The 24,036-nt window shown below is 38.9% G+C and carries 20 protein-coding genes; 15 read left to right on the top strand and 5 right to left on the bottom strand.

Annotated elements, in window-relative coordinates; genetic code table 11:
* Positions 1 to 234 precede the first annotated feature (234 nt).
* From gyrA to ACZ1GV_RS06265, 12 genes are all read left to right on the top strand, one after another.
* A complete protein-coding gene (gene gyrA, locus ACZ1GV_RS06320) occupies positions 235 to 2,922 on the top strand; it encodes a DNA topoisomerase (ATP-hydrolyzing) subunit A (protein WP_472675730.1) in 2,688 nt (895 codons plus the stop codon).
* Between the two features lie 219 nt (positions 2,923 to 3,141).
* Entirely contained in the window at positions 3,142 to 4,236 is a 1,095-nt protein-coding gene (gene serC / locus ACZ1GV_RS06315; RefSeq protein ID WP_472675729.1) for a 3-phosphoserine/phosphohydroxythreonine transaminase, read from the top strand.
* 25 nt (positions 4,237 to 4,261) lie between these two features.
* Positions 4,262 to 5,554: a 3-phosphoshikimate 1-carboxyvinyltransferase gene (aroA, locus tag ACZ1GV_RS06310; protein WP_472675872.1), complete on the top strand. Its 1,293-nt coding sequence runs from the start codon at positions 4,262 to 4,264 to the stop codon at positions 5,552 to 5,554.
* 90 nt (positions 5,555 to 5,644) lie between these two features.
* A complete protein-coding gene (gene cmk / locus ACZ1GV_RS06305; RefSeq protein ID WP_472675728.1) occupies positions 5,645 to 6,325 on the top strand; it encodes a (d)CMP kinase in 681 nt (226 codons plus the stop codon).
* A gap of 90 nt (positions 6,326 to 6,415) precedes the next feature.
* The gene (rpsA, locus tag ACZ1GV_RS06300; RefSeq protein ID WP_472675727.1) at positions 6,416 to 8,083 is read left to right on the top strand and encodes a 30S ribosomal protein S1; all 1,668 of its coding nucleotides are present in this window, start codon (positions 6,416 to 6,418) and stop codon (positions 8,081 to 8,083) included.
* 79 nt (positions 8,084 to 8,162) lie between these two features.
* A complete protein-coding gene (locus tag ACZ1GV_RS06295; RefSeq protein WP_210559476.1) occupies positions 8,163 to 8,444 on the top strand; it encodes an integration host factor subunit beta in 282 nt (93 codons plus the stop codon).
* A 63-nt stretch (positions 8,445 to 8,507) separates the two neighbouring features.
* Positions 8,508 to 8,720 (top strand): lipopolysaccharide assembly protein LapA domain-containing protein, encoded by a 213-nt coding sequence (locus tag ACZ1GV_RS06290; protein ID WP_472675726.1) that lies wholly within the window; start codon positions 8,508 to 8,510, stop codon positions 8,718 to 8,720.
* Positions 8,713 to 9,867 carry a hypothetical protein gene (locus ACZ1GV_RS06285; RefSeq protein WP_472675725.1) on the top strand — a complete coding sequence of 385 codons (1,155 nt, stop codon included), beginning with the start codon at positions 8,713 to 8,715 and terminating at the stop codon, positions 9,865 to 9,867. Before ACZ1GV_RS06290 ends, ACZ1GV_RS06285 begins: the two co-directional genes overlap by 8 nt.
* Positions 9,868 to 9,879: 12 nt before the next feature.
* On the top strand, positions 9,880 to 10,572 hold the full coding sequence (gene pyrF, locus ACZ1GV_RS06280) for an orotidine-5'-phosphate decarboxylase (protein WP_472675724.1): 693 nt from the start codon (positions 9,880 to 9,882) through the stop codon (positions 10,570 to 10,572).
* An 83-nt stretch (positions 10,573 to 10,655) separates the two neighbouring features.
* Positions 10,656 to 11,219, top strand: a complete 564-nt coding sequence (locus ACZ1GV_RS06275) for a lipid-binding SYLF domain-containing protein (RefSeq protein ID WP_472675723.1) — start codon at positions 10,656 to 10,658, stop codon at positions 11,217 to 11,219.
* Positions 11,220 to 11,236: 17 nt separating this feature from the next.
* Complete coding sequence (locus ACZ1GV_RS06270) at positions 11,237 to 12,742, top strand: bifunctional metallophosphatase/5'-nucleotidase (RefSeq protein WP_472675722.1); 1,506 nt, start codon at positions 11,237 to 11,239, stop codon at positions 12,740 to 12,742.
* Positions 12,735 to 14,441 (top strand): diguanylate cyclase, encoded by a 1,707-nt coding sequence (locus tag ACZ1GV_RS06265; protein WP_472675721.1) that lies wholly within the window; start codon positions 12,735 to 12,737, stop codon positions 14,439 to 14,441. The genes ACZ1GV_RS06270 and ACZ1GV_RS06265 overlap by 8 nt, the downstream gene beginning before the upstream one ends.
* 236 nt (positions 14,442 to 14,677) lie before the next feature.
* Here ACZ1GV_RS06265 and ACZ1GV_RS06260 read toward each other — a convergent pair whose 3' ends face one another.
* From ACZ1GV_RS06260 to ACZ1GV_RS06245, 4 genes are all read right to left on the bottom strand, one after another.
* Entirely contained in the window at positions 14,678 to 15,583 is a 906-nt protein-coding gene (locus ACZ1GV_RS06260) for a WYL domain-containing transcriptional regulator (RefSeq protein ID WP_472675720.1), read from the bottom strand.
* Between the two features lie 29 nt (positions 15,584 to 15,612).
* Positions 15,613 to 16,122: an LURP-one-related/scramblase family protein gene (locus ACZ1GV_RS06255; protein ID WP_472675719.1), complete on the bottom strand. Its 510-nt coding sequence runs from the start codon at positions 16,120 to 16,122 to the stop codon at positions 15,613 to 15,615.
* 70 nt (positions 16,123 to 16,192) lie between these two features.
* A complete protein-coding gene (locus ACZ1GV_RS06250; protein ID WP_472675718.1) occupies positions 16,193 to 16,408 on the bottom strand; it encodes an RNA-binding S4 domain-containing protein in 216 nt (71 codons plus the stop codon).
* A 61-nt stretch (positions 16,409 to 16,469) separates the two neighbouring features.
* A complete protein-coding gene (locus ACZ1GV_RS06245) occupies positions 16,470 to 19,145 on the bottom strand; it encodes a M14 family metallopeptidase (RefSeq protein WP_472675717.1) in 2,676 nt (891 codons plus the stop codon).
* A gap of 223 nt (positions 19,146 to 19,368) precedes the next feature.
* Between ACZ1GV_RS06245 and ACZ1GV_RS06240 the strand changes: the two genes are divergently transcribed.
* Both ACZ1GV_RS06240 and ACZ1GV_RS06235 read left to right on the top strand, forming a co-directional pair.
* Positions 19,369 to 21,288, top strand: a complete 1,920-nt coding sequence (locus ACZ1GV_RS06240; RefSeq protein ID WP_472675716.1) for a methyl-accepting chemotaxis protein — start codon at positions 19,369 to 19,371, stop codon at positions 21,286 to 21,288.
* Between the two features lie 111 nt (positions 21,289 to 21,399).
* Positions 21,400 to 21,957 carry a redoxin domain-containing protein gene (locus ACZ1GV_RS06235; RefSeq protein WP_472675715.1) on the top strand — a complete coding sequence of 186 codons (558 nt, stop codon included), beginning with the start codon at positions 21,400 to 21,402 and terminating at the stop codon, positions 21,955 to 21,957.
* 15 nt (positions 21,958 to 21,972) lie between these two features.
* Here the strand turns inward: ACZ1GV_RS06235 and ACZ1GV_RS06230 are convergent, their stop codons facing one another.
* Positions 21,973 to 22,407 carry a hypothetical protein gene (locus ACZ1GV_RS06230; RefSeq protein ID WP_472675714.1) on the bottom strand — a complete coding sequence of 145 codons (435 nt, stop codon included), beginning with the start codon at positions 22,405 to 22,407 and terminating at the stop codon, positions 21,973 to 21,975.
* Positions 22,408 to 22,601: 194 nt separating this feature from the next.
* On the opposite strand from ACZ1GV_RS06230, the gene ccoN reads away from it, so the two are divergent.
* The gene (ccoN, locus tag ACZ1GV_RS06225) at positions 22,602 to 24,029 is read left to right on the top strand and encodes a cytochrome-c oxidase, cbb3-type subunit I (protein ID WP_472675713.1); all 1,428 of its coding nucleotides are present in this window, start codon (positions 22,602 to 22,604) and stop codon (positions 24,027 to 24,029) included.
* Positions 24,030 to 24,036 lie beyond the last annotated feature (7 nt).

The following is a 24,036-nucleotide window of genomic DNA, read 5'->3' as shown; positions in this document are numbered from 1 at the left end:
ATTTATCGCCACCAGGGTAAGATGACACAACTAAAATTTATTATAAAGATGGATCAATGATCTTTGAAGTAGAAAAATTTTGTTTTTGTATAAAAAAGTTATAGATTGATGTTTAATTAGATGTCGGACAAATTACTAATTTAAACTAGCCAGTTATCGTCATTGTGTTACAATCGCGAGCTGACTTTATAACAATAAAACTTCATTAAAGTAGTTGCAGGGAACAGTGCGTTTATGACAGATCTTGCCAACAATATTAGCCCGATTAATATTGAAGAAGAATTAAAAACCAGTTACCTAGATTATGCGATGAGCGTAATTGTAGGTCGAGCGTTACCAGATGTACGTGATGGATTAAAGCCGGTACATCGACGTGTATTATTCGCAATGAACGAATTGCGTAATGACTGGAACAAACCTTACAAAAAGTCTGCTCGTGTAGTAGGTGATGTAATAGGTAAATACCATCCACATGGTGACAGCGCCGTATATGATACGATTGTACGTATGGCTCAGCCTTTCTCTTTACGTTATACGCTAGTTGATGGCCAAGGTAACTTTGGTTCAATTGACGGTGACTCAGCGGCTGCCATGCGTTATACCGAAGTACGTATGGAAAAACTAGCTCACGAGCTGTTAGCTGACTTAGAAAAAGAGACAGTTGATTTTGTTCCAAACTATGATGGTACCGAATTTATTCCAGCGGTGTTACCAACCAAGGTTCCTAACTTACTGATCAATGGTTCGTCTGGTATCGCTGTTGGTATGGCAACAAACATACCTCCTCACTCATTACGTGAAGTTGTCGATGCTACTTTAGCCTTATCACATAACCCTGACATGGACCTAGAAGAGTTGATGACTCATATTCCAGGCCCTGATTTCCCAACGGGTGCTATTATTAATGGCCGTAAAGGCATTGAAGAAGCATACCGCACCGGTCGTGGTAAAGTTTATATCCGAGCTAAAACAGAAATCGAAACGGATGAAAAAACGGGTAAAGATACAATTATTGTTAACGAAATACCTTACCAAGTTAACAAAGCCCGCTTAATTGAAAAGATTGCTGAATTAGTAAAAGATAAGAAGCTAGAGGGCATTTCTGCACTTCGTGACGAGTCTGATAAAGACGGTATGCGTATCGTTATTGAACTTAAACGTGGTGAGCCAACAGAAGTTATTCTAAATCACTTATTCGCATTAACTCAAATGCAAACGGTTTTTGGTATCAACATGGTTGCGCTTGACCATGGTCAGCCAAAGATATTCAACCTAAAAGAAATGCTTGAAGCCTTCTTGTCGCACAGACGTGAAGTTGTAACTCGCAGAACCGTATTTGACTTACGCAAAGCTCGAGATCGCGCACACATTTTAGAAGCGCTAGCCATTGCATTAGCAAATATTGACGAAATTATTGAGCTAATCAAGACCTCTCCAACGCCAGCTGAAGCAAAAGTTCGCTTAACTTCTCGTGGATGGAACCTAGGTTCTGTTGCTGCAATGTTGGAGCGTGCTGGCGATGATGCTGCACGTCCAGAATGGCTAGAAGATGAGTTTGGTATTCGTGACGGTCAGTACTTTATGACTGAACAACAAGCTCAAGCGATTTTAGAATTAAGACTTCATAAGTTAACCGGTCTAGAGCACGAAAAAATCCTTGGTGAATATGCTGAGCTTTTGGAGCTAATAGCTGAATTACTAGAGATTTTAGGTAGCCCAGCGCGTTTAATGGAAGTTATTCGTGAAGAAATCGAATTAATACGTGCGACTTACGGCGACGAGCGCTGCACAGAAATTCGCGACGCTTCGCATGATATTAATTTAGAAGACTTAATTAATGAAGAAGATGTTGTTGTAACGCTTTCTCATGAGGGTTATACCAAGTATCAGCCGTTAACTGACTATCAAGCTCAACGTCGTGGCGGTAGAGGTAAGTCTGCAACTAAAATGAAAGATGAAGATTTCATCGAGAAGTTATTAATTGCAAATACACACGATACGATTCTATGTTTCTCTGACTTTGGTCGCTTGTATTGGTTAAAAGTTTATCAGCTACCTCTTGCAAGTCGTCAATCTCGTGGTCGTCCAATAGTAAATATTTTACCGTTAGACCCAGATGAAAAAATTACCGCTATTTTGCCTGTTCGTGAATTTGAAGAAGGTAAGTTTGTCTTCATGGCGACAGCCAACGGTACCGTTAAGAAAACAGCATTAACAGAATACTCTCGACCTCGTTCAAACGGTATTATTGCCGTAAACTTGAATGAAGGCGATAAATTGATTGGCGTTGACATCACGAATGGTGAAGACGAAATCATGTTGTTCTCACAAAACGGTAAAGTTGTTCGTTTCCATGAAAATCAAGTTCGTGGAATGGGACGTACAGCAACGGGTGTGCGTGGTATTAAGTTAACAGACGATGCGAAAGTAGTTTCACTTATTATCCCTAATCATGAGGATAATATCTTAACTATTACTGAAAACGGCTTCGGTAAACGTACACCACAGCATGAGTACCCGGCAAAGAGTCGAGCAACTCAAGGTGTTGTTTCTATTAAAGTTAGTGAACGTAATGGTTTGGTGGTAGGTGCTACTCAAGTGGCTGATAATCATGAAATCATGATCATTAGTAACAAAGGTACTTTAGTAAGAACAAGAGTAGAGGAAGTCTCTGTTGTTGGTCGAAACACACAAGGTGTTCGTTTGATACGCACAATTGACGGCGAACTTGTTGTTGGTCTAGCTCGTATTGAAGAAATCGAAGAAGAAGTTGAATTGGATGAAGATGGAAATCCAATCATTGTTGAAGGCTCAGACCTTGAGCAAGACTCAACGGAATCAGAGATTGAATCAGCAGAAGGTGAAGGCAGCTCAACTGGTCCTGCCGACTCAAAAGATGTAGCGGAAGACGACGAACAGTAAACTGTTACTTAAATATTTATCTAAAGGCTCCTTAAAGGGGCCTTTTTTGTTTTTTATTTAGAAATTTATTAAAAGTGAGTGCGTTAAAACAACAAGGTAAGCCTGTTCCATTTCAATTATGAAATTATATGTAAACCACCTCAAAATTGAGTTGAGAAATCGGTTTCATAGAGTTAGAGTCTTTATTCCACTTTTTCGTTCATTTCTTTTGAGAACACTATGATTAAATATAACTTTTGCGCGGGCCCGGCAAAGCTTCCAGATGATGTTTTAAGAATTGCGCAAGCAGAGTTACTCGACTGGAGTAATACGGGTTGCTCTGTAATGGAAATGAGTCATCGTAGCAAAGAGTTTATTAACGTTTATAACGAAGCGGTCGAAGGTCTAACACGTTTACTTAATATACCTAAAGACTATAGTGTTTTATTTATGCATGGTGGCGGGCGAGGCCAATTTTCAGCAGTACCATTAAACTTGTTAAAACAAGGTAGCACTGATGGCGCACATTATGTCACGACAGGTTCCTGGTCTGCAGATGCAGTTAAAGAAGCCGAGAAATTTGGGCAAATAAAAGAAACTAAGCCGGTTATAAATGACAATAATCTTTATTCGGTTCTCCCTGTAGAACAATGGCAATTAGATGACGAGGTAGACTTTGTTCATTATTGTCCAAATGAGACTGTAGATGGTATCGAAGTATTCGAATCACCAAAAAAAGTATCGCGTAACTTATGTGTTGTTGCCGATATGTCATCGACTATTTTATCTCGTGTTATTGATGTAAATGATTTTGACCTGATCTATGCTGGTGCCCAAAAGAACATTGGGCCGTCGGGACTTACTATTGTAATCATTAAAAACGCGTTACTAAAGCGAAGCCAGAATAATGTTCCGTCCATTTTTAATTATGCGTTAACCGCTGAAAAAGAAAGTATGTTTAACACACCACCTACGTTTGCCATTTATTTAGCAAACTTGGTATTCAAGTGGTTAATAGCCAAAGGCGGTGTTTCTGAAATAGAAAAAGTTAACATCGAAAAAGCAGCGCTGCTATACAAAGCAATTGATGACTCGCAGTTGTTTTATAGTAAAGTAGCAGCGCAAAACAGATCTAGAATGAATGTTACCTTTTTCCTAAAAAATACTGATTTAGAAAGTAAATTTTTAGAGCAAGCAGAGCAAGCTGGGCTTCTCGCATTAAAAGGCCACAGAAGTGTTGGTGGAATCCGCGCTAGTATATATAACGCTATGCCAATTGAAGGGGTCCAAGCTTTGGTAAACTTCATGAAAAAATTTGAATTAGAAAACGCCTAGTCTCAGGGAAATTATGTCTGCAGTTATTGAACAATTAGTTATGCCTCATATAAAAGAATTTAGAGGCGATGTTACCGTACCTGGCTCTAAAAGCTTATCAAATAGAGCATTGTTAATGGCGGCCTTGTGTGAGGGTGAAACGCGCATTACCAATTTATTAGACAGTGACGACATAAAGCACATGTTAGTGGCGCTTGAACAACTCGGTGTAAAAACAAAACTGAGTGACGATAAGACAGAGTGCACGGTTATTGGTAATGGTGGTGTATTTAGACAACCGGACGCACCGCTGTTTTTAGGTAATGCAGGAACGGCAATGAGACCATTAGCCGCCATATTAGCTGTTAGCAATATATCTTCTACTTTGACCGGTGAACCACGTATGTTTGAGCGTCCAATTGAGCATTTAATTGACGCTATGCAGCCACTAGGTATAGACGTTAACTATATGAACGATCACGGTTTCCCACCGTTAGCTATTGCGCCATATGTTAAGTGCTTAGACGGTTCCGTCGATTTAGAGATAGACGGAAGTGTCTCAAGCCAATTTTTAACTGCGCTACTTATGGCGGCACCATTACTTAAGGTAAAGGTTACTATTAAGATCATCGGAGAATTAGTTTCCAAACCTTATATCGATCTGACAATAGCTATTTTAGATACATTTGGTGTTCATGTTAAAAATAATAATTTCTCGGAGTTTGTTATTGATGACAACCAATGCTACGTATCACCAAAAAAATACATGGTAGAAGGTGATGCCTCTTCAGCGTCATACTTTTTAGCCGCCGGTGCGATATCAGGTGGTCCAGTAAATGTTTATGGTGTTGGGAAAAATAGTGTCCAGGGTGATATTCGATTTGCTGACGTGCTAACTGATATGGGCGCAGAAGTGACATATTTTGATGATCACATCCGAGTTTCATCGAATAAAAGTTTAGTCGCCGTGAGTCAAGACATGAATCATATCCCCGACGCTGCGATGACAATTGCCACTACAGCTTTATTTGCCAAAGGTACAACAACGATTTCGAATATCTATAATTGGCGTGTAAAAGAAACGGATCGTCTATTTGCAATGGCGACCGAATTAAAAAAGGTAGGGGCTGATGTTGTTGAAGGGCCGGACTTTATTACCATTACTCCGCCATTAACGATACAACATGCCGATATTGACACTTATGATGATCACCGTATTGCTATGTGCTTTTCGCTGTTAGGGTTTGCTGAAAATAGCGTAACTATTAATAACCCTAAGGTTACGAGTAAAACTTTTCCGGATTATTTTGAACGGTTTACACAATTAATCATAAAGTAATAAAAGTGGCGGACCGGTAAAATTAAATTAATTTAAATTTACTCAGATTCAAGTATAATACTGCCCGCAATTTCAGCGAGTGGAGTATTTATGCAAGAATCAGTACCGGTCATCACTATAGATGGACCAAGCGGCGCAGGGAAAGGCACTGTATGTCGTCTGTTGGCCTCTAAACTAGGGTGGGAAATCTTAGATAGTGGCGCCATTTATAGAGTATTAGCCTTAGCTTCAATACACCACCAAGTCGATCCTTCCGACGAAGAAAGTTTAATTCCTTTAGCTGCACACCTAGATGTTCAATTCCTCTCAGCAGAAAACACCTCAAAAATAATTCTTGAAGGCGAAGAGGTTACCCTATCCATCAGAAATGAAGAAGTAGGCGGCGTTGCATCTCAAATTGCTGCTTTACCAAGGGTGAGGGAGGCTTTATTAAGACGCCAGAGAGCTTTTAAACAATTGCCGGGCTTAATTGCAGATGGCCGTGATATGGGTACGATTGTATTCCCAGAAGCTGAAGTAAAAGTGTTTTTGACAGCGAGTGCGGAAGAACGCGCAGATAGAAGATTTAAAGAGTTGAAAGAGAAAGGCCACGATGTTAAAATCGGCGACCTTTTGAACGATATCAAGGCTCGTGACGAACGAGACATGAACAGAAGTGTGGCGCCAATGGTGCCAGCTGACGATGCAATTTGTATTGACTCTACTTCTATATCGGCACAAGAAGTATACGAACAACTTATTCAAGTTATTGAAAAAAAGTTCGAAATTTAATTTAGACAGCCTTGTTAGCATGGAAGTAACAAGTTAAAAATCAACCCCTTTGTCGCAGGAACGCCGCACTGGAACTAATGAAGAAAACTCATGACAGAAAATTTTGCACAATTATTTGAAGAAAGCCTTCAAACTATCGAAACACGCCCTGGTTCAATCGTTAAAGGTACTATCGTATCTATCGAACGTGACCTTGTATTAGTTGATGCTGGCCTTAAGTCAGAATCTGCTATCCCTGCATCACAATTTAAAAACCACGCTGGTGAATTAGAAGTTAGCGTTGGTGACCAAGTAGACGTAGCTTTAGACTCAATCGAAGACGGTTTCGGTGAGACTATTCTTTCTCGTGAAAAAGCTAAGCGTTACGAAGCTTGGGTTCGTCTTGAAAAAGCTTGTGAAGAAGAAGAGATCGTTACAGGTCTTATCTCTGGTAAAGTTAAAGGTGGTTTCACTGTTGAAGTTGAAGGCATCCGTGCATTCCTACCTGGCTCTCTTGTAGACGTACGTCCTATTCGTGATACTTCTCACTTAGAAGGCAAAGAGTTAGAATTCAAAGTAATTAAGTTAGACCAGAAGCGCAACAACGTTGTTGTTTCTCGTCGTGCGGTAATCGAGACTGAAAACTCAGCAGAGCGCGAACAATTACTAGCTAACCTTGAAGAAGGTTCAGAAGTTAAAGGTATCGTTAAAAACCTTACAGACTACGGTGCATTCGTAGACTTAGGTGGTCTTGACGGTCTACTTCACATTACAGACATGGCTTGGAAACGCGTTAAGCACCCAAGCGAAATCGTTGCAGTTGGCGACGAAATCGATGTTAAAGTACTTAAGTTCGACAAAGAGAAAAACCGTGTTTCTCTTGGTCTTAAGCAACTTGGTTCAGATCCTTGGGGCGACATTGCTGCTCGTTACCCAGAGTCTTCACGTCTTAAAGGTCGTGTTACTAACCTTACAGACTACGGTTGTTTCGTTGAAATCGAAGACGGCATTGAAGGTCTTGTTCACGTTTCAGAAATGGATTGGACAAACAAGAACATCCACCCATCTAAAGTTGTTAGCTTAGGTGATGAAGTTGAAGTACTAGTTCTTGAAATTGATGAAGAGCGTCGTCGTATTTCACTTGGTCTTAAGCAATGTAAAGACAACCCTTGGGAAGTATTCGCTAAGTCACACAACAAAGGTGACCGCGTTTCAGGTAACATCAAGTCAATCACTGACTTCGGTATCTTCATCGGTCTTGATGGCGGCATCGACGGTCTTGTTCACTTATCTGACATTTCTTGGAATGCTTCTGGTGAAGACGCAGTTCGTGAATTCAAGAAAGGCGACGAAATCGAAGCTGTTGTTCTACAAGTAGACCCTGAGCGTGAGCGTATCTCTCTAGGTGTTAAGCAAATGGATTCTGATCCGTTCTCTGAATACTTAGAAGCGAACAAGAAAGGTTCTTTAGTTAAAGGTCTTATCAAAGACGTTGACGCTAAAGGAGCGACTGTTGAGCTAGGTACTGACGTAGAAGGTTATATCCGTGTTTCTGAAATTTCAGCAGAGCGCGTTGAAGATGCATCTACTGTATTAACAGCTGGTTCAGAAGTTGAAGCTAAGTTTGTTGGCGTTGACCGTAAGAACCGTGTAATCAGCTTATCAATCAAAGCGATACACGAAGCTGAAGAGAAGCAAGTACTTGATAATCTTCAAAATCAAACTCCTGAATTCGAAAACGCGATGGCTGCTGCATTTAAAAATGCACAAAAAGACTAAGCTTTTGAATTTAAATGAGCTATAACTATAAGGGAGCTTAATTGCTCCCTTATTTTTATCTCAATTTTAGGTGAAATAGATGACTAAGTCAGAATTAATAGAAAAATTAGCAGAACAACACCCTCAACTTCCTCTTAAAGACGTAGAAACGGCTGTAAAGAGTATTATTGACAATATGGCAGAGTGTTTGTCTAGTGGTGATCGTATAGAAATACGTGGCTTTGGTAGTTTCTCATTACATTACCGTGCACCAAGAGTAGGGCGTAACCCAAAATCAGGTGAGTCAGTGCAATTAGATGCCAAATACGTACCTCACTTTAAACCGGGTAAAGAATTACGAGAAAGAGTGGATTTTAAGTAATCGTTAATTGACTACTTGAATAACATACAATAGCCTTATACCCCTAATGTAAGGGGTAGGCTTTTGAGATTGATTTCGTTTCTATTTTTTATTGTTGCTATATTAATTGCTTTGGCGTTGGGAAGTGAAAATAGTCACTTGGTTGATATCAACCTGCTATTTGTCAAACTATCGTTGCCATTATCAATACTATTAGCATCTTCAGTGCTTGTTGGGATTTTGTTAACACTTCTTAGCTTCGTTATTCGTAAGGTAGTAAAAAAAGTAAATGCTTGAATTACTGTTCTTACTTTTACCTATTGCAGTAGCCTATGGTTGGGTAATGGGAAAACACAATGCCAAGAAGGAAATGCTTCAGCAACAAAAATCACTAAACAAAGCATTAAACTCCAGTGTGTCTTTGTTATTAAATAATAAAGAAGAACAGGCTTTCGATCGTCTCATCCAATATTTAGACGACACACCTGCAAATATTGAAAATTATCTAACATTAGCAAAACTTTTCAGAAAAAAAGGTGAAATAGATAAAGCCATATCCATTCATCAAGGCCTCGTCCAAACCGATCAGATACAGATTCCTAGTTATGAACTTGAGATTATCAAACTTGAATTAGCTCAAGACTTCACTTCTGCTGGCATGCTTGAGCACTCACTAGAGACTTTGCTCCCATTGTTAACCTCCGAACATGCTAATGAAGCTTTGCTTATGATCCTTCATATTTACGAGCAAACACGAGAGTGGAAGCAGGGAATTGAAGCATACTTAAATACAAAACCAAGTATGTTGTCGGACAATAGTCGTCAAATGGTCAGTCATTTTTACTGTGAATTAGCAGACCAATCAGACAATATAAAGTCAAAAAAACAACTGTATAAAAGAGCAATTAAAGTTAACTCAAATTGTATACGAAGCTTAGTTTCAATGGCTAAGCTATACTTGCTATTAAATAACAAACAACAGTCTAGAGAGCTAATTGTACAAGTCTTAGATAAAGAACCGAGTTTTGCGCCGGCTTTATTTGACATTGCACCTGAATGTTTTGTAAATGAATTTGAGCAAGCAGCATGGTTATACTGGTTAATAAAAGAAAAAAAGATAAATAGTGTTAATGCGCATAATCAAATGGCTGATTTTATAGCAAAAGAAAAGGGCGTTGAAGCCGCTCGCCAATATGTAATTGAACAACTTCAATATATTCCGAGTGTTAGAGGGTTTGGCAAGCTAATAGAACTTGAAAAAGAATTGTTTATGTCAGACGAGCATTATAAGCAACTTCAGCAGTTGATTAAGCGATATATTGAATTAAAGCCAAACTATGAATGCAAGTCATGCGGCTTTTCAACCAATAACTTCAGCTGGCGGTGTCCTGCTTGTAATAATTGGCAATCAATTAAACCGCTAACAGGTTTAGATGGGATATAAAAATTGGAGACAGTGTTGGATAACAAAATAGTAGTAGCATTAGACTTTGATAAACAATCAGAAGCATTAGATCTGGTATCACGCCTAGATCCAAACTTATGCAGATTAAAAGTAGGAAAAGAAATGTTCACGCATTTCGGGCCAGGGTTTGTAACTGAACTTCATAACCGTGGTTTTCAGGTGTTTTTAGATTTGAAATTTCATGACATTCCTAACACAGTCGCAAAAGCTGTTAAAGCTGCGGCGGAGCTAGGCGTTTGGATGGTTAACGTGCATGCTTCCGGTGGCACTAAAATGATGAAGGCAGCAAAAGAAATATTGGAGCCTTATGGTGAAAAAGCACCACTGTTAATCGCTGTTACAGTTTTAACAAGCATGGGTCAAGAAGACTTAAAAGATTTGGGCATCGATAAAACTCCTGAACAGCAAGTTGAATTTTTGGCAGAATTAGCCTTTGACGCTGGGCTAGATGGCGTAGTGTGCTCAGCGCAAGAGGCGAAAATGCTAAAACAGAAGTTTGGCAGCAACTTTAAACTTGTAACGCCTGGTATTCGCACAGAAGAAGCATCCACTGACGACCAAAAGCGTATAATGACACCTAAGAGTGCTGTTGCTGCAGGAGCCGACTATTTAGTTATCGGACGCGCAATTACTAAATCTAAAGATCCCATCGAAACAATGAAGCGGATATATAACAGCATTTAAATTGAAGCTTGGTTTATACCAAGCTTTTTTGTTTTTTAGGTATATAGTTGTTAAAGAAACATAAATATCTAAAAGGATAAGTGATGAAAAACATATTATTTTTGACATTTTTATTAGTAAGCTTAGCAATTGGTGGTTGCGCCTCAATGGGTGAAGGCTCGGTTGAAGATAAAAGACAAATAATTTTAGACATGGAACGTGAAGTACTTGCTGAGTTATATCGTACAAAACCTGATACTCGCGCACAACTTGGAACAGCACCGGGTTATGCAGTGTTTAGTAATGCAAATATCAACCTATTATTTTTTGCAGCAGGTACTGGCTATGGGTTAGTAAATGATAAAGTTACGGGCAAAACCACATATATGAACATGGCGGAAGGTGGAGTTGGACTTGGGTTTGGCGTTAAAGACTATCGAATTGTTATGGTCTTCCATTCTGCCGATGCGATTAATGATTTTGTTACTAACGGCTGGACTTTCGGTGGCAACGCTGACGCATCTGCAAAGGCAAGCGGTAAAGGTGGTTCCGTTGAAGGTGAGGCATATTATGGCGATGTTACCGTCTACACGTTTACCGAAAATGGCTTAGCTTTACAGGCTATGGTTAAAGGCACAAAGTTTTGGGTAGACAAAGAACTTAATTAATCATAAATTGAGAGGATATGAGAAAAATATTACATATTGTAGCGGCTGTTGGTTTTTCTATCCTCTTTAATCCGCAACTTTTAGCACAACCACTTAATATTAAAAAAGCGAATATCGTTTTTACAGGTGATATGCCGCTTATTGAGAATAAGCTCCATGGCGATTATCGCAGGTTATCCTCTTTTCTGAATTTAGTTCGTTCTAAGCAAGGCCCTTCATTTTTTCTATTTGGCGGTGGCTCAATTGGTCCTAGTCCTATGTCTTCATTTGATAAAGGTTCCCATATTATTGACATTCTTAATAGTTTGGAGCCTGATGCTATGGGTGTGACGAAGCGAGAATTTAGTTACTCAGAAGATGAGCTTTCACAAAGGGCATACGAAGCGGCATTTCCAATTATTGGCACAAACCTTCTTGATCCAGCAACTAAAGAAAACCTAGACGGAATTCAGCGTTCTTCCATCATTAAAAAGGGAAATGTTTCAATAGGGGTGTTATCCATCGTTAATAACTCGGTTATCGAAGAGTATCTGTTAAAAAGGCTTACTATATTGCCGGTTAAAGAGGCAATTGAATCTGAAGCAAAAAAATTAAAGGCAAATGGTGCAGACGCCGTTGTACTTTTGTATTCCGTTCCTACACCAACTGTCGAAATGTTAATGAATGAAGAAGTTATCGACATCGCCTTTATGACTGACAAAGCTTATGTCCAAACCAACAACTATGAGCTAATAAAACACCCTAATCATTTTTACCTAAAATCTCCGGGGGAATTGCTTTTAGTTAACTTAACGATCAATTCAAATGCTAAGGTAACAACCGGTTTTAGTACCTTATTTTTAAATAACTTTCCAATAGATGATGATATTTCAAACCAGTCAGATTCATATATAAACCGCTTAAACCGTTTACTTAATATCGATGTAGCTACTTTTGACAAAGCAGTCGACACGCGGAAACTATCAATACGAACAAGCGAAACCGTATTTGGTAATATGGTCACAGACGCCATTAGATTTTACTTAAATACTGATATTGGAATAATTAATAGCGGGGTTATTCGTGGCGACCGTCAATATGATGCAAATAATACTTGGACTATGAGAGACATAGTGACTGAACTGCCATTTCGAAGTCAACTCGTTATTATAGAGGCTACAGGCCAGCAAATCCTGGACATTTTGGAAAATGGCGTTTCCAAAATTGTTGACGTTAAAGGCCGATTCCCTCAAGTTTCTGGGATGTCCTTTGTGTTTGATAGAACTAAACCCATTGGGAGCAGAATTAACAAAGTTACTGTTGCTGGAAAACTTTTAGATTTGGATAAAACTTACTCAATAGGTACAACAAACTATCTTGCAAACGGTGGCGACGGTTATGAAGCATTTATTAGCGCCAAAAAAATTACGAACGGGTCACGCGTGAGCCCTATGCTATCGCAAATTCTGATATTACACATGAGAAAGCAAGGAGGTGTTCTACCGGAAATAGAAGGGCGTATACACGAGGTGATACGTGACTAATCCTATTGCAAGTAAAAATGATTTTGACTCTATTGAGATAGTAAACTCAGACTTAAATTATCATCCAAACGGAAAAAGAAAATCAATAAAAGCGACGTTATTGACTGGACTATCTATATTCTTTGCGCTTTTTCTTGGACTAACGTTATTAACCTTCGTTCATTTAACGGAGTTTCGTTATGTACTCAAAAACATAACTGAAGAATCAATTCCTTCCGTAATACAAACAAGCCAGACTTATAGTCAAGTAAATAGCTTAATCTCTCTGACCGAGCGATTAATTAAAGTTAATTCAGAATCATCAAAACGAGCTACCACTGCACAAATTCAAGAGCAATTGTTAAAGCTAAAAGCTTTAAGCCTCAATAATAACGCCCAGAGCTACCTTGCTACTCAGTTAAAGGCACTAACTATTGAATTAGAAGAGCTAGATGACTTAATCGTGCAGCGACTCGAAAACAAAACTAGCTTCGATGAAAAACTGGCTCAGTTATATTCATTATTTAATCAGATGCCATCTATTAAATTTCAAGATGATACTAGAACTAACATTGCTTTTAACATCGCTAATATTTTTGCGGTCAGTGGTCAACTAGCCTATGTAGATAGGCTTCACCTGGTAAGGCAACTAGAAGCTGAACTGAAAGAGAATTTTGCCGAAATCGATAACATTCTGAATAATTCAGAAAATACAGATCAAGGATCAAATCGAAACTTGATAATGAAACTAAACCAGGTTTTGCTAGCGCCAGACGGATTAGTTCAAACTAGAATCAAGCAATTACGAATTGAAGGACGAAGTATTGGCCGCGGCAATTTTATGAGAAACTTAATCATAGATTACGCTAATCAAGCCGAATACCAATCTTTTAACCTTAACACTCGCGTAATGACAGACACTAGAACGGCAACAGAAGCAATCTCTGCACAATTGACGTTAGTAACTATTGCCTTTGTAGTTTCATTAATAATATTTATTTTTATTGTTTACTATTTACAAAAGCAAGTCGTTGCTCGATTAATCAGACTTAATGTTAGCGTGAACAAACGCTTAAACGGCAGTACAGAAGATGTCGTTGATAACGGCACGGACGAGATTTCAGACATTGCTGAAACATTCAATATATTTGCGAACACCGTTGAGCTTCAAAAACAAACGCTTGAAGAGCTATCATCACAAGACGGATTGACGGGAATAAATAATCGCCGTGCATTTGACGATCGTCTTACTAGTGAAATTTATGCTGCACAACGCCATAACTGTACGTTATCTTTATTAATTATAGATGTAGATTTCTTTAAGCCATATAACGATAACTATGGACATGCCAAAGGCGACGAATGTCTAAAACAAATTGCACAAATTTTGTCCAATGAGGTTTCTAGAGAAACAGACTTTATAGCAAGGTACGGTGGTGAAGAATTTGCCTGTATATTGCCTGTGACCGATGAGAAAGGTGCGACGCTAATGGCTAAAAAGCTAATCAAAGCAGTATACAATGCTCAAATACCTCATTCGTTCAGTGAAATAGACGATCGCTTAACGATTAGCATTGGCATCGCTGTAAAAGCGTTTAAAGAAAAAACTTTAGTGTCTGAAGTGCAATTTATTACAGAAGCGGACTCGGCTTTATATCAATCAAAACTTAAAGGCCGAAATAGATATACAGTGAACGTAGATAGCTTATTAAGAGTTTAAAGTTCTGTATTAGACTATGATGCTCGATAACTCATCTAGCAACCTCAATACGGTTATGCGCATAATGTATATTATGTTAAATACGATATTCACTGATAAAAAGCAAACTAACTAACTAACTACCTCTACTATCCTTGCAATCCATCGCTTTGACATTTACTTATGGAAGTCCGTCACCACAGTTTGCTACTGACAAAGTTTATTTCAACTTCAGTTAACGACTCTGCAGGTGTTTGTCAGTTACTATACCCAGGTGCTATCGCTAATTGCGCAACACCGTTTAATGATGATCGGTTATGTAAATGTAATTGGTACTCTGGTGATGACAGCGATGCGTTATTGGTACAGTCCACATTCCAGCGTCGAAGAAGATAGCCCGCCATGGCTGCCCTCACCTTTAAATTCAATCGCCCATCTGTCATACCGTAATCCATTTCAATAGCTGTTGTATGATTAACGTTATTTGGGTGCGGGACAATCTCTAAGTCTAAAACTTGTTGCCATTGAGTGTCTGAAGACTTTCGTTCTGACGGCATGGTTTGATTCGAGCGAATAGAAACCTTGCTGATCCTGGTCAATACAAAGTCTCTAAAGCTTTGAGACTTACGATCAAAAGCTCGTACGTGCCAACGTAAACCATTGTCTATTATCGAATGAGGCACTACATCTCGCGCGTTTGACCCGCTTGATAAAGAAGTATAAATAATGTTAACCACATTTCCATTTAACATAGCTTGAACAAGGCGAGCTATGACATTGATATCTGGAAAGTTTAAATAAGACGGCTGTTCAACTGGAAATGGCGTGTTGCTTATTGCGTCAAACCCATCTGATATTTGATTTGCTAATTTTATTAATGTTCGTTTTGCGTCATGCTCAAATAATGGTTTAAACGCATCAGATTGGAAATATCGCTTAACCTGATTGTCATAGTATAGGTTTTCTGAAGCAAACTCTTTATATAAAGTAAAATCTCGTGTCGCCGCAGATAAACCAACTTCGAATTGTTGTATTAAATCATTCCGACATAAGTGCCCTTTAAAGAACAACGAAAAATCGATAAATGCTAAACGTTGCTTTTGAGCATGGTTTAACTTGTTCAAGGCATCATTAAATGTATTAGGCTTATTATCTTTAAACACGAAAATCACTCTCGTTTAGAATAATTGAGTTAATCCGACAAGGTGCCAGATGTTTTATCGTCGCTTTTGTCCAGCTGCATTATTACCATTAATACGCTTGTAAACAGCACGTCAGGCTCTTCATCACGATTTACTATGATGACATGTGTATCGCGAAGTGAAATAAGTTTTTCGTTTGCAGTCGCAATCTCTGTTCCGCCAAACTGAATGGTAAACGCTAGGTCAAAAAAATTACCCTTAGCTGTTGCACCATTATACATTCCATCAACCACGTAATATTGACGTGTCCATGACAACAGTTTACGTTTCACAGAATAGCTGCCAAAAATAGAAGTGACATCATAAGTAGGACGAATTGAAAAGCGACGCTTTTTTATTGTTGCTAATTCATTGTTTTCACGGAAAACACGCCACGTCGGAGAGAAAAAAAATGAGAATTCACCTTTTGCAGTAAAAAAGGTTTGTTCATGCTCATCATTGATGTCCATTTGCCCGCGTAGGCTAAATAGTTTGTTACGTATCGTTAATATTTTACCCATCTTTCTATCCTTGAGTGGTTATTCTACAAAATTTCCATTTTACGTTTGCTGCATGCACGCAACCTAAATATTAATCGGCTAGCGCAATAATATAGTGCTCAGAGTTAAATTCTACGTTATCGCCAATGTTAAGCTTTTTACGCTTTTGAGTTTCTACACTGCCGTTTACTTTTACCAAACCATTTTCAATAACCATCTTAGCTTCACCGCCGCTTGCTACTAAGCTTTCAAATTTAAGAAGCTTATTTAACTCTATTGGCGCCACATTAATGTATATTTTATTCATTGAAAATTCCAGTTAAGTAAAAGAAACGGCATTATACATACTATTACAATAAACTTTATTATTATCGTAACGGTCTAGCGTGGGCCACCGATCTAAATATACTATTTAAAAACAACACATTTAACCCTTCAAGGTAGGCTCTCGATGTAGGCTCCTGCGTGTATCCGATAACCATACCATTACCCATTGGTTGATGTATAAGGAATGGTTTATACGCTAATTGCTTTTTATTTTCAGCCCATAAGTAGCCGCTAGCAAGCACGTTATCTGCATCAGCGAACCATGCTATATTTTTACCTGATGCAAGTTTGATCGGTGTAAAAATATCATTGCCATACGCTAACCCTACAACATTTGGCTTAACACCGGCCGTTAACCAGTGTTCTTGATCAACCTCAACATTGGCTAATACACCCGCTACAAAGTCAGGTGATTCTTTGTTATTCTCAGCCGATTCAATCAATTCTTTTTTACTGGTTAATAGCACACCATTTACCATTGCCTCTGGCTTATCATCTGCGTCAGGATATACACTTTCCGACTTTTTAACGGCCAACTCCCTTTGTACATCGAGTAAACCAATATCAGGATCAGCTGCAAACCTTGTCGCACCAGATAGCGTTATTAATACACCACCGCGTTTGACCCATTGCTTAATATTATTCGCTCCGGCCTTCCCTAACACTGAATGGTAATAACCATTTGGTAAAATTAAAACTTGATAGTTATCTAAATTTGCCCAAGACAACATACTGGTTCTTATTGCTGTTACAGGATAATTAAATTCGCGCTCTATAACGAATCTTGTGTGACCTGTGCTTAATGAACTAACTGGCGAATCCCAGGCAATTGCAATGTTTGGCGCAACCATTTTCGGTGTTTTACCACTACCAAAACTAGGGCCACTCGTGACCCAACTTGTATCAACACCATGTACAATTGCACCAGTCGCCGAAGCAATTTTTGCAACTATGTCGTTCAAGTCTTGATTATTCTTTCGACGCTCTATAATTAAGGAACCAGCGGGAAACGTCTTTCCATTTTCCAAGGTAAAAGCTTGATCCGTCGATTTTACAGATAACCCTTGTCGTAATGCTGATGTTAAAAAGCGTCCAGCAGCCATGTCTCCCCATGGAACTATAAAACCAACTTTACCATCTGGATTGGTAATATTCGCGACAAGCGGTGCATCTTCTGCTAACAAGGTTGTTTTAACGTTTGGAGTTTTACCACACTTCTCTACATTAACACCAAACATAAGTGGCAACGACCAACCGGTAACATCGTATATTTCGTTATCCAACTTTCTAGCACGAAGTCGTTCTTGTTCGGCGACAAAATCCGGTGACATATTTACTTGTTGTTCAAACGTTGTTTTTACAAAACGCCCCTTAGGTTGGGCAGAATCAATAAAATAGCTTCCAGCCGGATAAGACTTACCGCAAACCTCAAAATTATCTAACGCGACTTGTACCTGCACATCATGTTCTGCCATTAGCGTAGCGAGTTTATGCGAACCGCTTCTGTTTTTTTGTTCGGCAAAAATGTAAACGCGCGCTTTTTTATCTTTTTTGCCTTGTTCAATAGCCGACTTTTGATAATCAACATAATCTGCAAGAAGCTTCTCGCGATTCAATGAAGCTCCTTCTAATGTAGCAATGGACGCAACAAAATGTCTTCTAACAGTGTTGCGATAAGTCATTATCTCGCCATCGCGTTTTTTAAATAGTTTTCCACGGGAGGACGATACCTCATAAGTAGAAGCTGATGCCCCATAAAATGTAGGCCAACTGTCGCCGTAGCCTGGATAAAACGCATCAAAAATCTCTCGAGTAAAATAGTCAAAACCCTCTTGATCAAAATGGCGCCCTATATTCTTACCAATTTCACCCATGTTGTTAACTTGTGTTTTGGTCATGTGCGGATTGATTGGTTTTGCTGCTGGCGCGAAGTAATAGCTTTGATCACCACCCATTTCATGCAAGTCGATAACAACTAAAGGACGATATTTATTCAACATCGCTATTCGACCTTTGGTCTCCGGTTGGGTAATGGCTAACCAATCTCTATTCATATCAAATAAGTAATGATTAGAACGACCACTTGGCCAAGGTTCATTATGCTCAGCACTCAACCGATCAGCACTGTGCTCTAGACCGACCGTCGCATAATAACGGCTAGTAAATCTGGTTCTGCCGTCGGGATTTTGCAGAGGATCAATAAAAACAAGCGTGTTGTTTAAGATACTATTAACTGTTGCATCATTTTTTGCGGCCAATAAATGGTATGCCGTCATCATAGCTGAGTCTGTACCACTAATTTCATTACCATGAACAGAGTAACCTAGCCATACGGAGCCTGGAGTCTGTTTCATCAATGCCTTATTTGCTTGACCATCAGACAGCTTTTGCATATCACTGGCAAATTGTTCTAAATCGGTAAGGTGCTCTGGCTTACCGATTGCGGCGTAAATTAGCTTACGGCCTTCCCACGTAGTGCCATATTGGTGCACTTTTATACGGTTCGGTGCAGCGATAGCTAAAGCATCAAAATAACGTAACAAATCGCTATGTGAAGAAATACGTTGACCAATAGAATAACCGAGAACTTGTTTTACTGTAGGTATGTCTTTTTTATACTCGGTGTTGGGCCACATCGGTGGTAAGGGCTCAGCGTTAATGAGTGGACTTGCTATTAACGTAAAAATACACGTCAATTTTAAACTTTTAAAAAACATTACTCTGCCTTTTTATAATTATTTGTTATGTTGGACATTATTAAATTTGACCAGATTTGCAACAATTTGATATTAATAAAACTACCAAATGCTGTTATCCGCCGATAAATGCCTTTATTTTTAATTTATCTAAAGAGATGCTTATAAGTGTCGATACATTTGGGTAGACTACATACAGTTATTAAACAGGGACAGTTGTCTCCGCATATTTTTTGGAATTATTATGCTGAAGAAGTTCATATTCTCTTTACCGATCCAAACGAAGATCACGCTTACCCTCATTGGCGCGATTATTATTTCTACTAGTATAGTTAGCTATGTTGGTCATTCAAAAGCGCAATCCATTATGTTGGAACGAATGGAAACATCAGAATTACCAAATCTAGTTCAACGAGTTCGTAATGCGATTGATGGCGAAACCGCCAAGATGAAAACAATTACGCGTGGTATCGCTACAAATCCATTTATTTTGAATTGGGTTAATAGCGGTTTAAACAAAGATGGCGAAGAGACTCTAGTTAAATACTTAAAGAATATTCAAGCTGCCAATGGTCTTAGTAATGCGTCTTTTGCAAATAGAGATACAGCACAGTACTGGAATCAAGACGGCTTTTTAAGAGTGCTTCAAAATGATGCCGCTGATGGTTGGTTTTTTGCTTTCACCAATAGTAACCAGGCTGAGTCTGCCAGTATTTACGCTTATCCAAATGGTGACGTAGATATGTTTGTTAACTTTCAAATGATTGGTGATAAGGGTATTTCTGGTGTATCTAAATCATTTAACGATATGGTTTCTTACTTAAATGCATTCAAAATTGAAGAAACTGGTTTTGTTTATTTAGTTGATAAAAATGGTTTAATGCAAATCCATAGGGATAAGGCCAAAGCAAGTAATCAAACATTGCGAGAAGAATACGGCAATATAAAAACATCTACCTTATTACAAGAAAAAGATTTCGCCTTTGCAAACGATGGTAACTCAGTTGTAGCAACTAGTTATATCCCCTCTTTAGATTGGTATGTTGTTGCCGAAGTACCAACTGCTGAGCTTTATGCCGGATTAAATGAAAGCCGCGATCACATGATAATGTGGTTTTTCATTGTGGTTCTTGCTTTAGGTTTTATTGCCCGTTATTTCTCAAAGATGTTAATGCTACCAATTTTAGCGTTAGCACGTGTATTTAAGAATCTAGGTGATGGTTCTGGAGACTTGTCGTATCGTATTAAACGTTACGGTAATGATGAAATTTCTGATTTAGCTCAAGGCTTTAATCAATTTTTAGACAAAATTCGAAATGTAATCGTGAATGTATCCAATACTTCTCTAGAATTAAAAGAAGCCTCAGAAACGGTGTCTCACGGTGCATTAGAAACTAAAACAAGCGCTGAGCTCGAGCGAGATCAGTCAATTCATGCCGCAACTGCAATTAATCAAATGGGTATTACTATTGGCGACATCGCGAAAAGCGCCAACGTCGCTTCTGACGCTACAAATGCTGCAATGGAAAAAGCACAGGTTGCTCAAACTGTTGTTGGTGAGTCGGCCCAGTTCATCGATGTTATGGCAAAAGGTATGAAAGGTGTTTCAGGCACAATTGAATCATTAGCCGAAAAGAGTGGGAATATTAGTAGTGTTTTAGACGTGATCAGGGGTGTTTCTGAACAAACTAATCTTTTAGCGCTAAATGCGGCCATTGAAGCAGCGAGAGCCGGTGAACAAGGTCGAGGGTTTGCTGTTGTTGCTGATGAGGTTCGAAATTTAGCAAAACGAACCAGTGAGTCTACGGACGAAATTGCATCAATGATTTCACAATTACAAGCTGAATCAGAAATCGCGGTACAAGGTGTCAGGGAAAACAGACAATTGGCTACGCAAGGTGCAGAGTCTGCTCACGAAGCAAATGAGGCTTTAAAAGAAATAGCACTACAAATTGACACTTTATCAGGCCTAAATCTGCAAGTAGCAACGGCTACGGAAGAGCAACTTACGGTTGTTAACGAAATAAATGAACATGTTAAGACGGTGAGTCAAAATAGTGAAAAGTCAGCACTTAATGCGTCAGAAATGGCACATTCAAGTGACGAATTGAAGGCTTTAGCTGCGCAACTCGATAAAATGGTCGGTACCTTCAAAATCGATTAATTGTCAGTCTATAACTCCTTTTGATCGTCTATACTTATTGTTGCGTAATAATAGCTTACGCTCATTTAAACTAACGTAGCAATAAGTATAGATAAATTAAAAAGGATGCCTATGTTTACCAACAAATTACTTCCTGGCTCTAACTTTCCCGATATAGACGTTAAATTAACCCCTTCGAAGACTTTTTCCTTAGGCTCTACAATAAATGAAGATGCTGATTGGCAGATGGTTATAGTTTATCGTGGTGCTCATTGCCCTTTATGTACTAAATTCTTAAACACGCTGGAAGATTATAAATATTTGTTTCTTGATTTAGGTATAGAGCTTATTGCCGTTTCGGCTGATCGCCACAAACAATTAGAGCATCATAAAGAAGAGTTAAATGTCGGTTTCACGTTAGGTTATGGTTTAAGTCTTGCTGACATGGATAAGCTAGGCGTGTATCAGTCAGTACCTAGAAATGAACATGAGACGGATCACGTTTTTGCGGAGCCGGCGTTGTTCATAATAAACCGAGACAAAACAATTATCGCGGTTGATATAAGCAACAACCCTTTTAGTAGACCAGAAGTAAATACTTTGTATGAGGGACTAAAATGGGCTAAAAACCCTGAAAACAATTACCCAATTCGTGGAACCCATAACGAGCCTGTGGTTGAAGAAAGCTAACGCCGATTTTTGTAGTTAAAGATATTCATTTGACCAATAACTTCGAACTGTTTTTTGGTCTAAGCTTCCATCATGGTAGCTAATGTACATTACCCAATCCATTACAGGCTCTGAACATAGCCCTACAAGGACGGTTGCTTGATAGTTTAACGCCCTATATTCATTGAAATGGATTGGAATACTCCCCATTTGCATGTTTGTTGCTTCTAGCCAAATCTTTTTAATTGGTTTAGTAGCAACAATATCCACTTTAGTGATTTGTTCAGCTTTTAAAAAAGAGTGATCGAAAACAGCCCTACTATCAGTAAATATAAGCTGTAAACATTGAGAACCTTGTGAATGACAGTTTTCTTCATTTGCAGAGTTATCCAATGGCTTACAACCCTTAACGGATAAAACTAAGACACTGGTGAATAACAATATTTGTAGCAATGTTGGTTTTTTAATCACTTAGGTTCTCATAATGTTGATCTGGGACAATATAATCGCGTTGCTCGCTATGATTTTACTCACAAAGCCTTTATCATGCACGTGCGTAATAGTCTCTTTATGTAATTTTGGATAATTTACCGCCAAAATTTCAAAAAGAGTCTAATATTTATAACTTTAATAACACAATTTTCACGGGTAAGTGGAACCATACTATGACAACAACAAATATTGCTCACCCAGAGTACAACTACAAGGTTGTTAGGCAGTTCGCTTTAACAACTGTATTGTGGGGTATCATTGGTATGAGCGTAGGTGTATTGATTGCTGCGCAATTAATATGGCCTGCACTAAACTTTGATACACCTTGGTTAACATTCTCACGTTTACGTCCTTTACACACCAACGCTGTAATTTTTGCGTTTGGTACTAGTGCCCTATTCGCAACATCTTATTATGTTGTTCAACGTACTTGTAAAGTTCGACTTATCAGCGACAAAATCGCCGCATTTACTTTCTGGGGCTGGCAAGCAATTATTATATCTGCTGTCATCTCACTACCTTTAGGCTACACAACATCTAAAGAGTACGCAGAACTAGAATGGCCAATCGATATTGCTATTGCGGTTGTTTGGGTTGCATATGCGTATGTATTTTTAGGTACATTAGCTATTCGCAAAACAAGCCACATATATGTAGCAAACTGGTTCTACGCGGGCTTTATTGTAACTGTAGCGATTCTTCATATTGTTAACAGCCAAGCAATGGCAGTAAACGAAATGAAATCATATTCAATGTATTCTGGCGCTGTCGATGCCATGATACAGTGGTGGTACGGACATAATGCTGTAGGATTTCTATTAACAGCAGGCTTCTTAGGTATGATGTATTACTTTGTTCCTAAACAAGCCGAGCGCCCAGTTTATTCTTACCGCCTATCTGTTGTTCACTTCTGGGCTTTGGTTTCGTTATACATTTGGGCTGGCCCTCACCACTTACACTACACAGCATTGCCAGATTGGACACAGTCTGTAGGCATGGTTATGTCTGTTATTCTGTTTATTCCATCATGGGGTGGCATGATCAACGGTATCATGACGCTATCTGGCGCATGGCATAAGCTTAAAACTGACCCTGTGTTACGTTTCTTAATTGTTTCGTTATCTTTCTACGGTATGTCTACGTTTGAAGGTCCAATGATGGCAATTAAATCAGTTAACGCGCTTTCGCATTACACCGACTGGACTATTGGTCATGTTCACTCAGGTGCACTTGGTTGGGTTGCGATGATTTCAATTGGTGCTCTATATCACTTGATTCCACGCCTTTACGGTAAAACTCAAATGTTTGACCTTAAACTAGTTAATCACCACTTCTGGTTACATACAATCGGTGTAGTTCTGTACATTGTAGCTATGTGGATTTCTGGTGTTATGCAAGGTCTAATGTGGCGTGCTGTAAACGCTGATGGTACTTTAACCTACAGTTTCGTTCAGAGCTTAGAAGCTTCAAAACCTTTCTATATTGTTCGATTCATTGGTGGCGTATTCATTGTTGCTGGTATGTTAGTCATGGCCTACAACGTTTATAAAACGGTTCGCGGTGCTAAAGCACAGCAAGAAGAATACCCAGTAGCGGCGTAAGGAGAAG

This window comes from Psychrosphaera sp. HA2-10, assembly GCF_055693745.1.
Note: the sequence above shows the minus strand (reverse complement) of the source record. Positions and strands in the feature narration are given on the sequence as shown.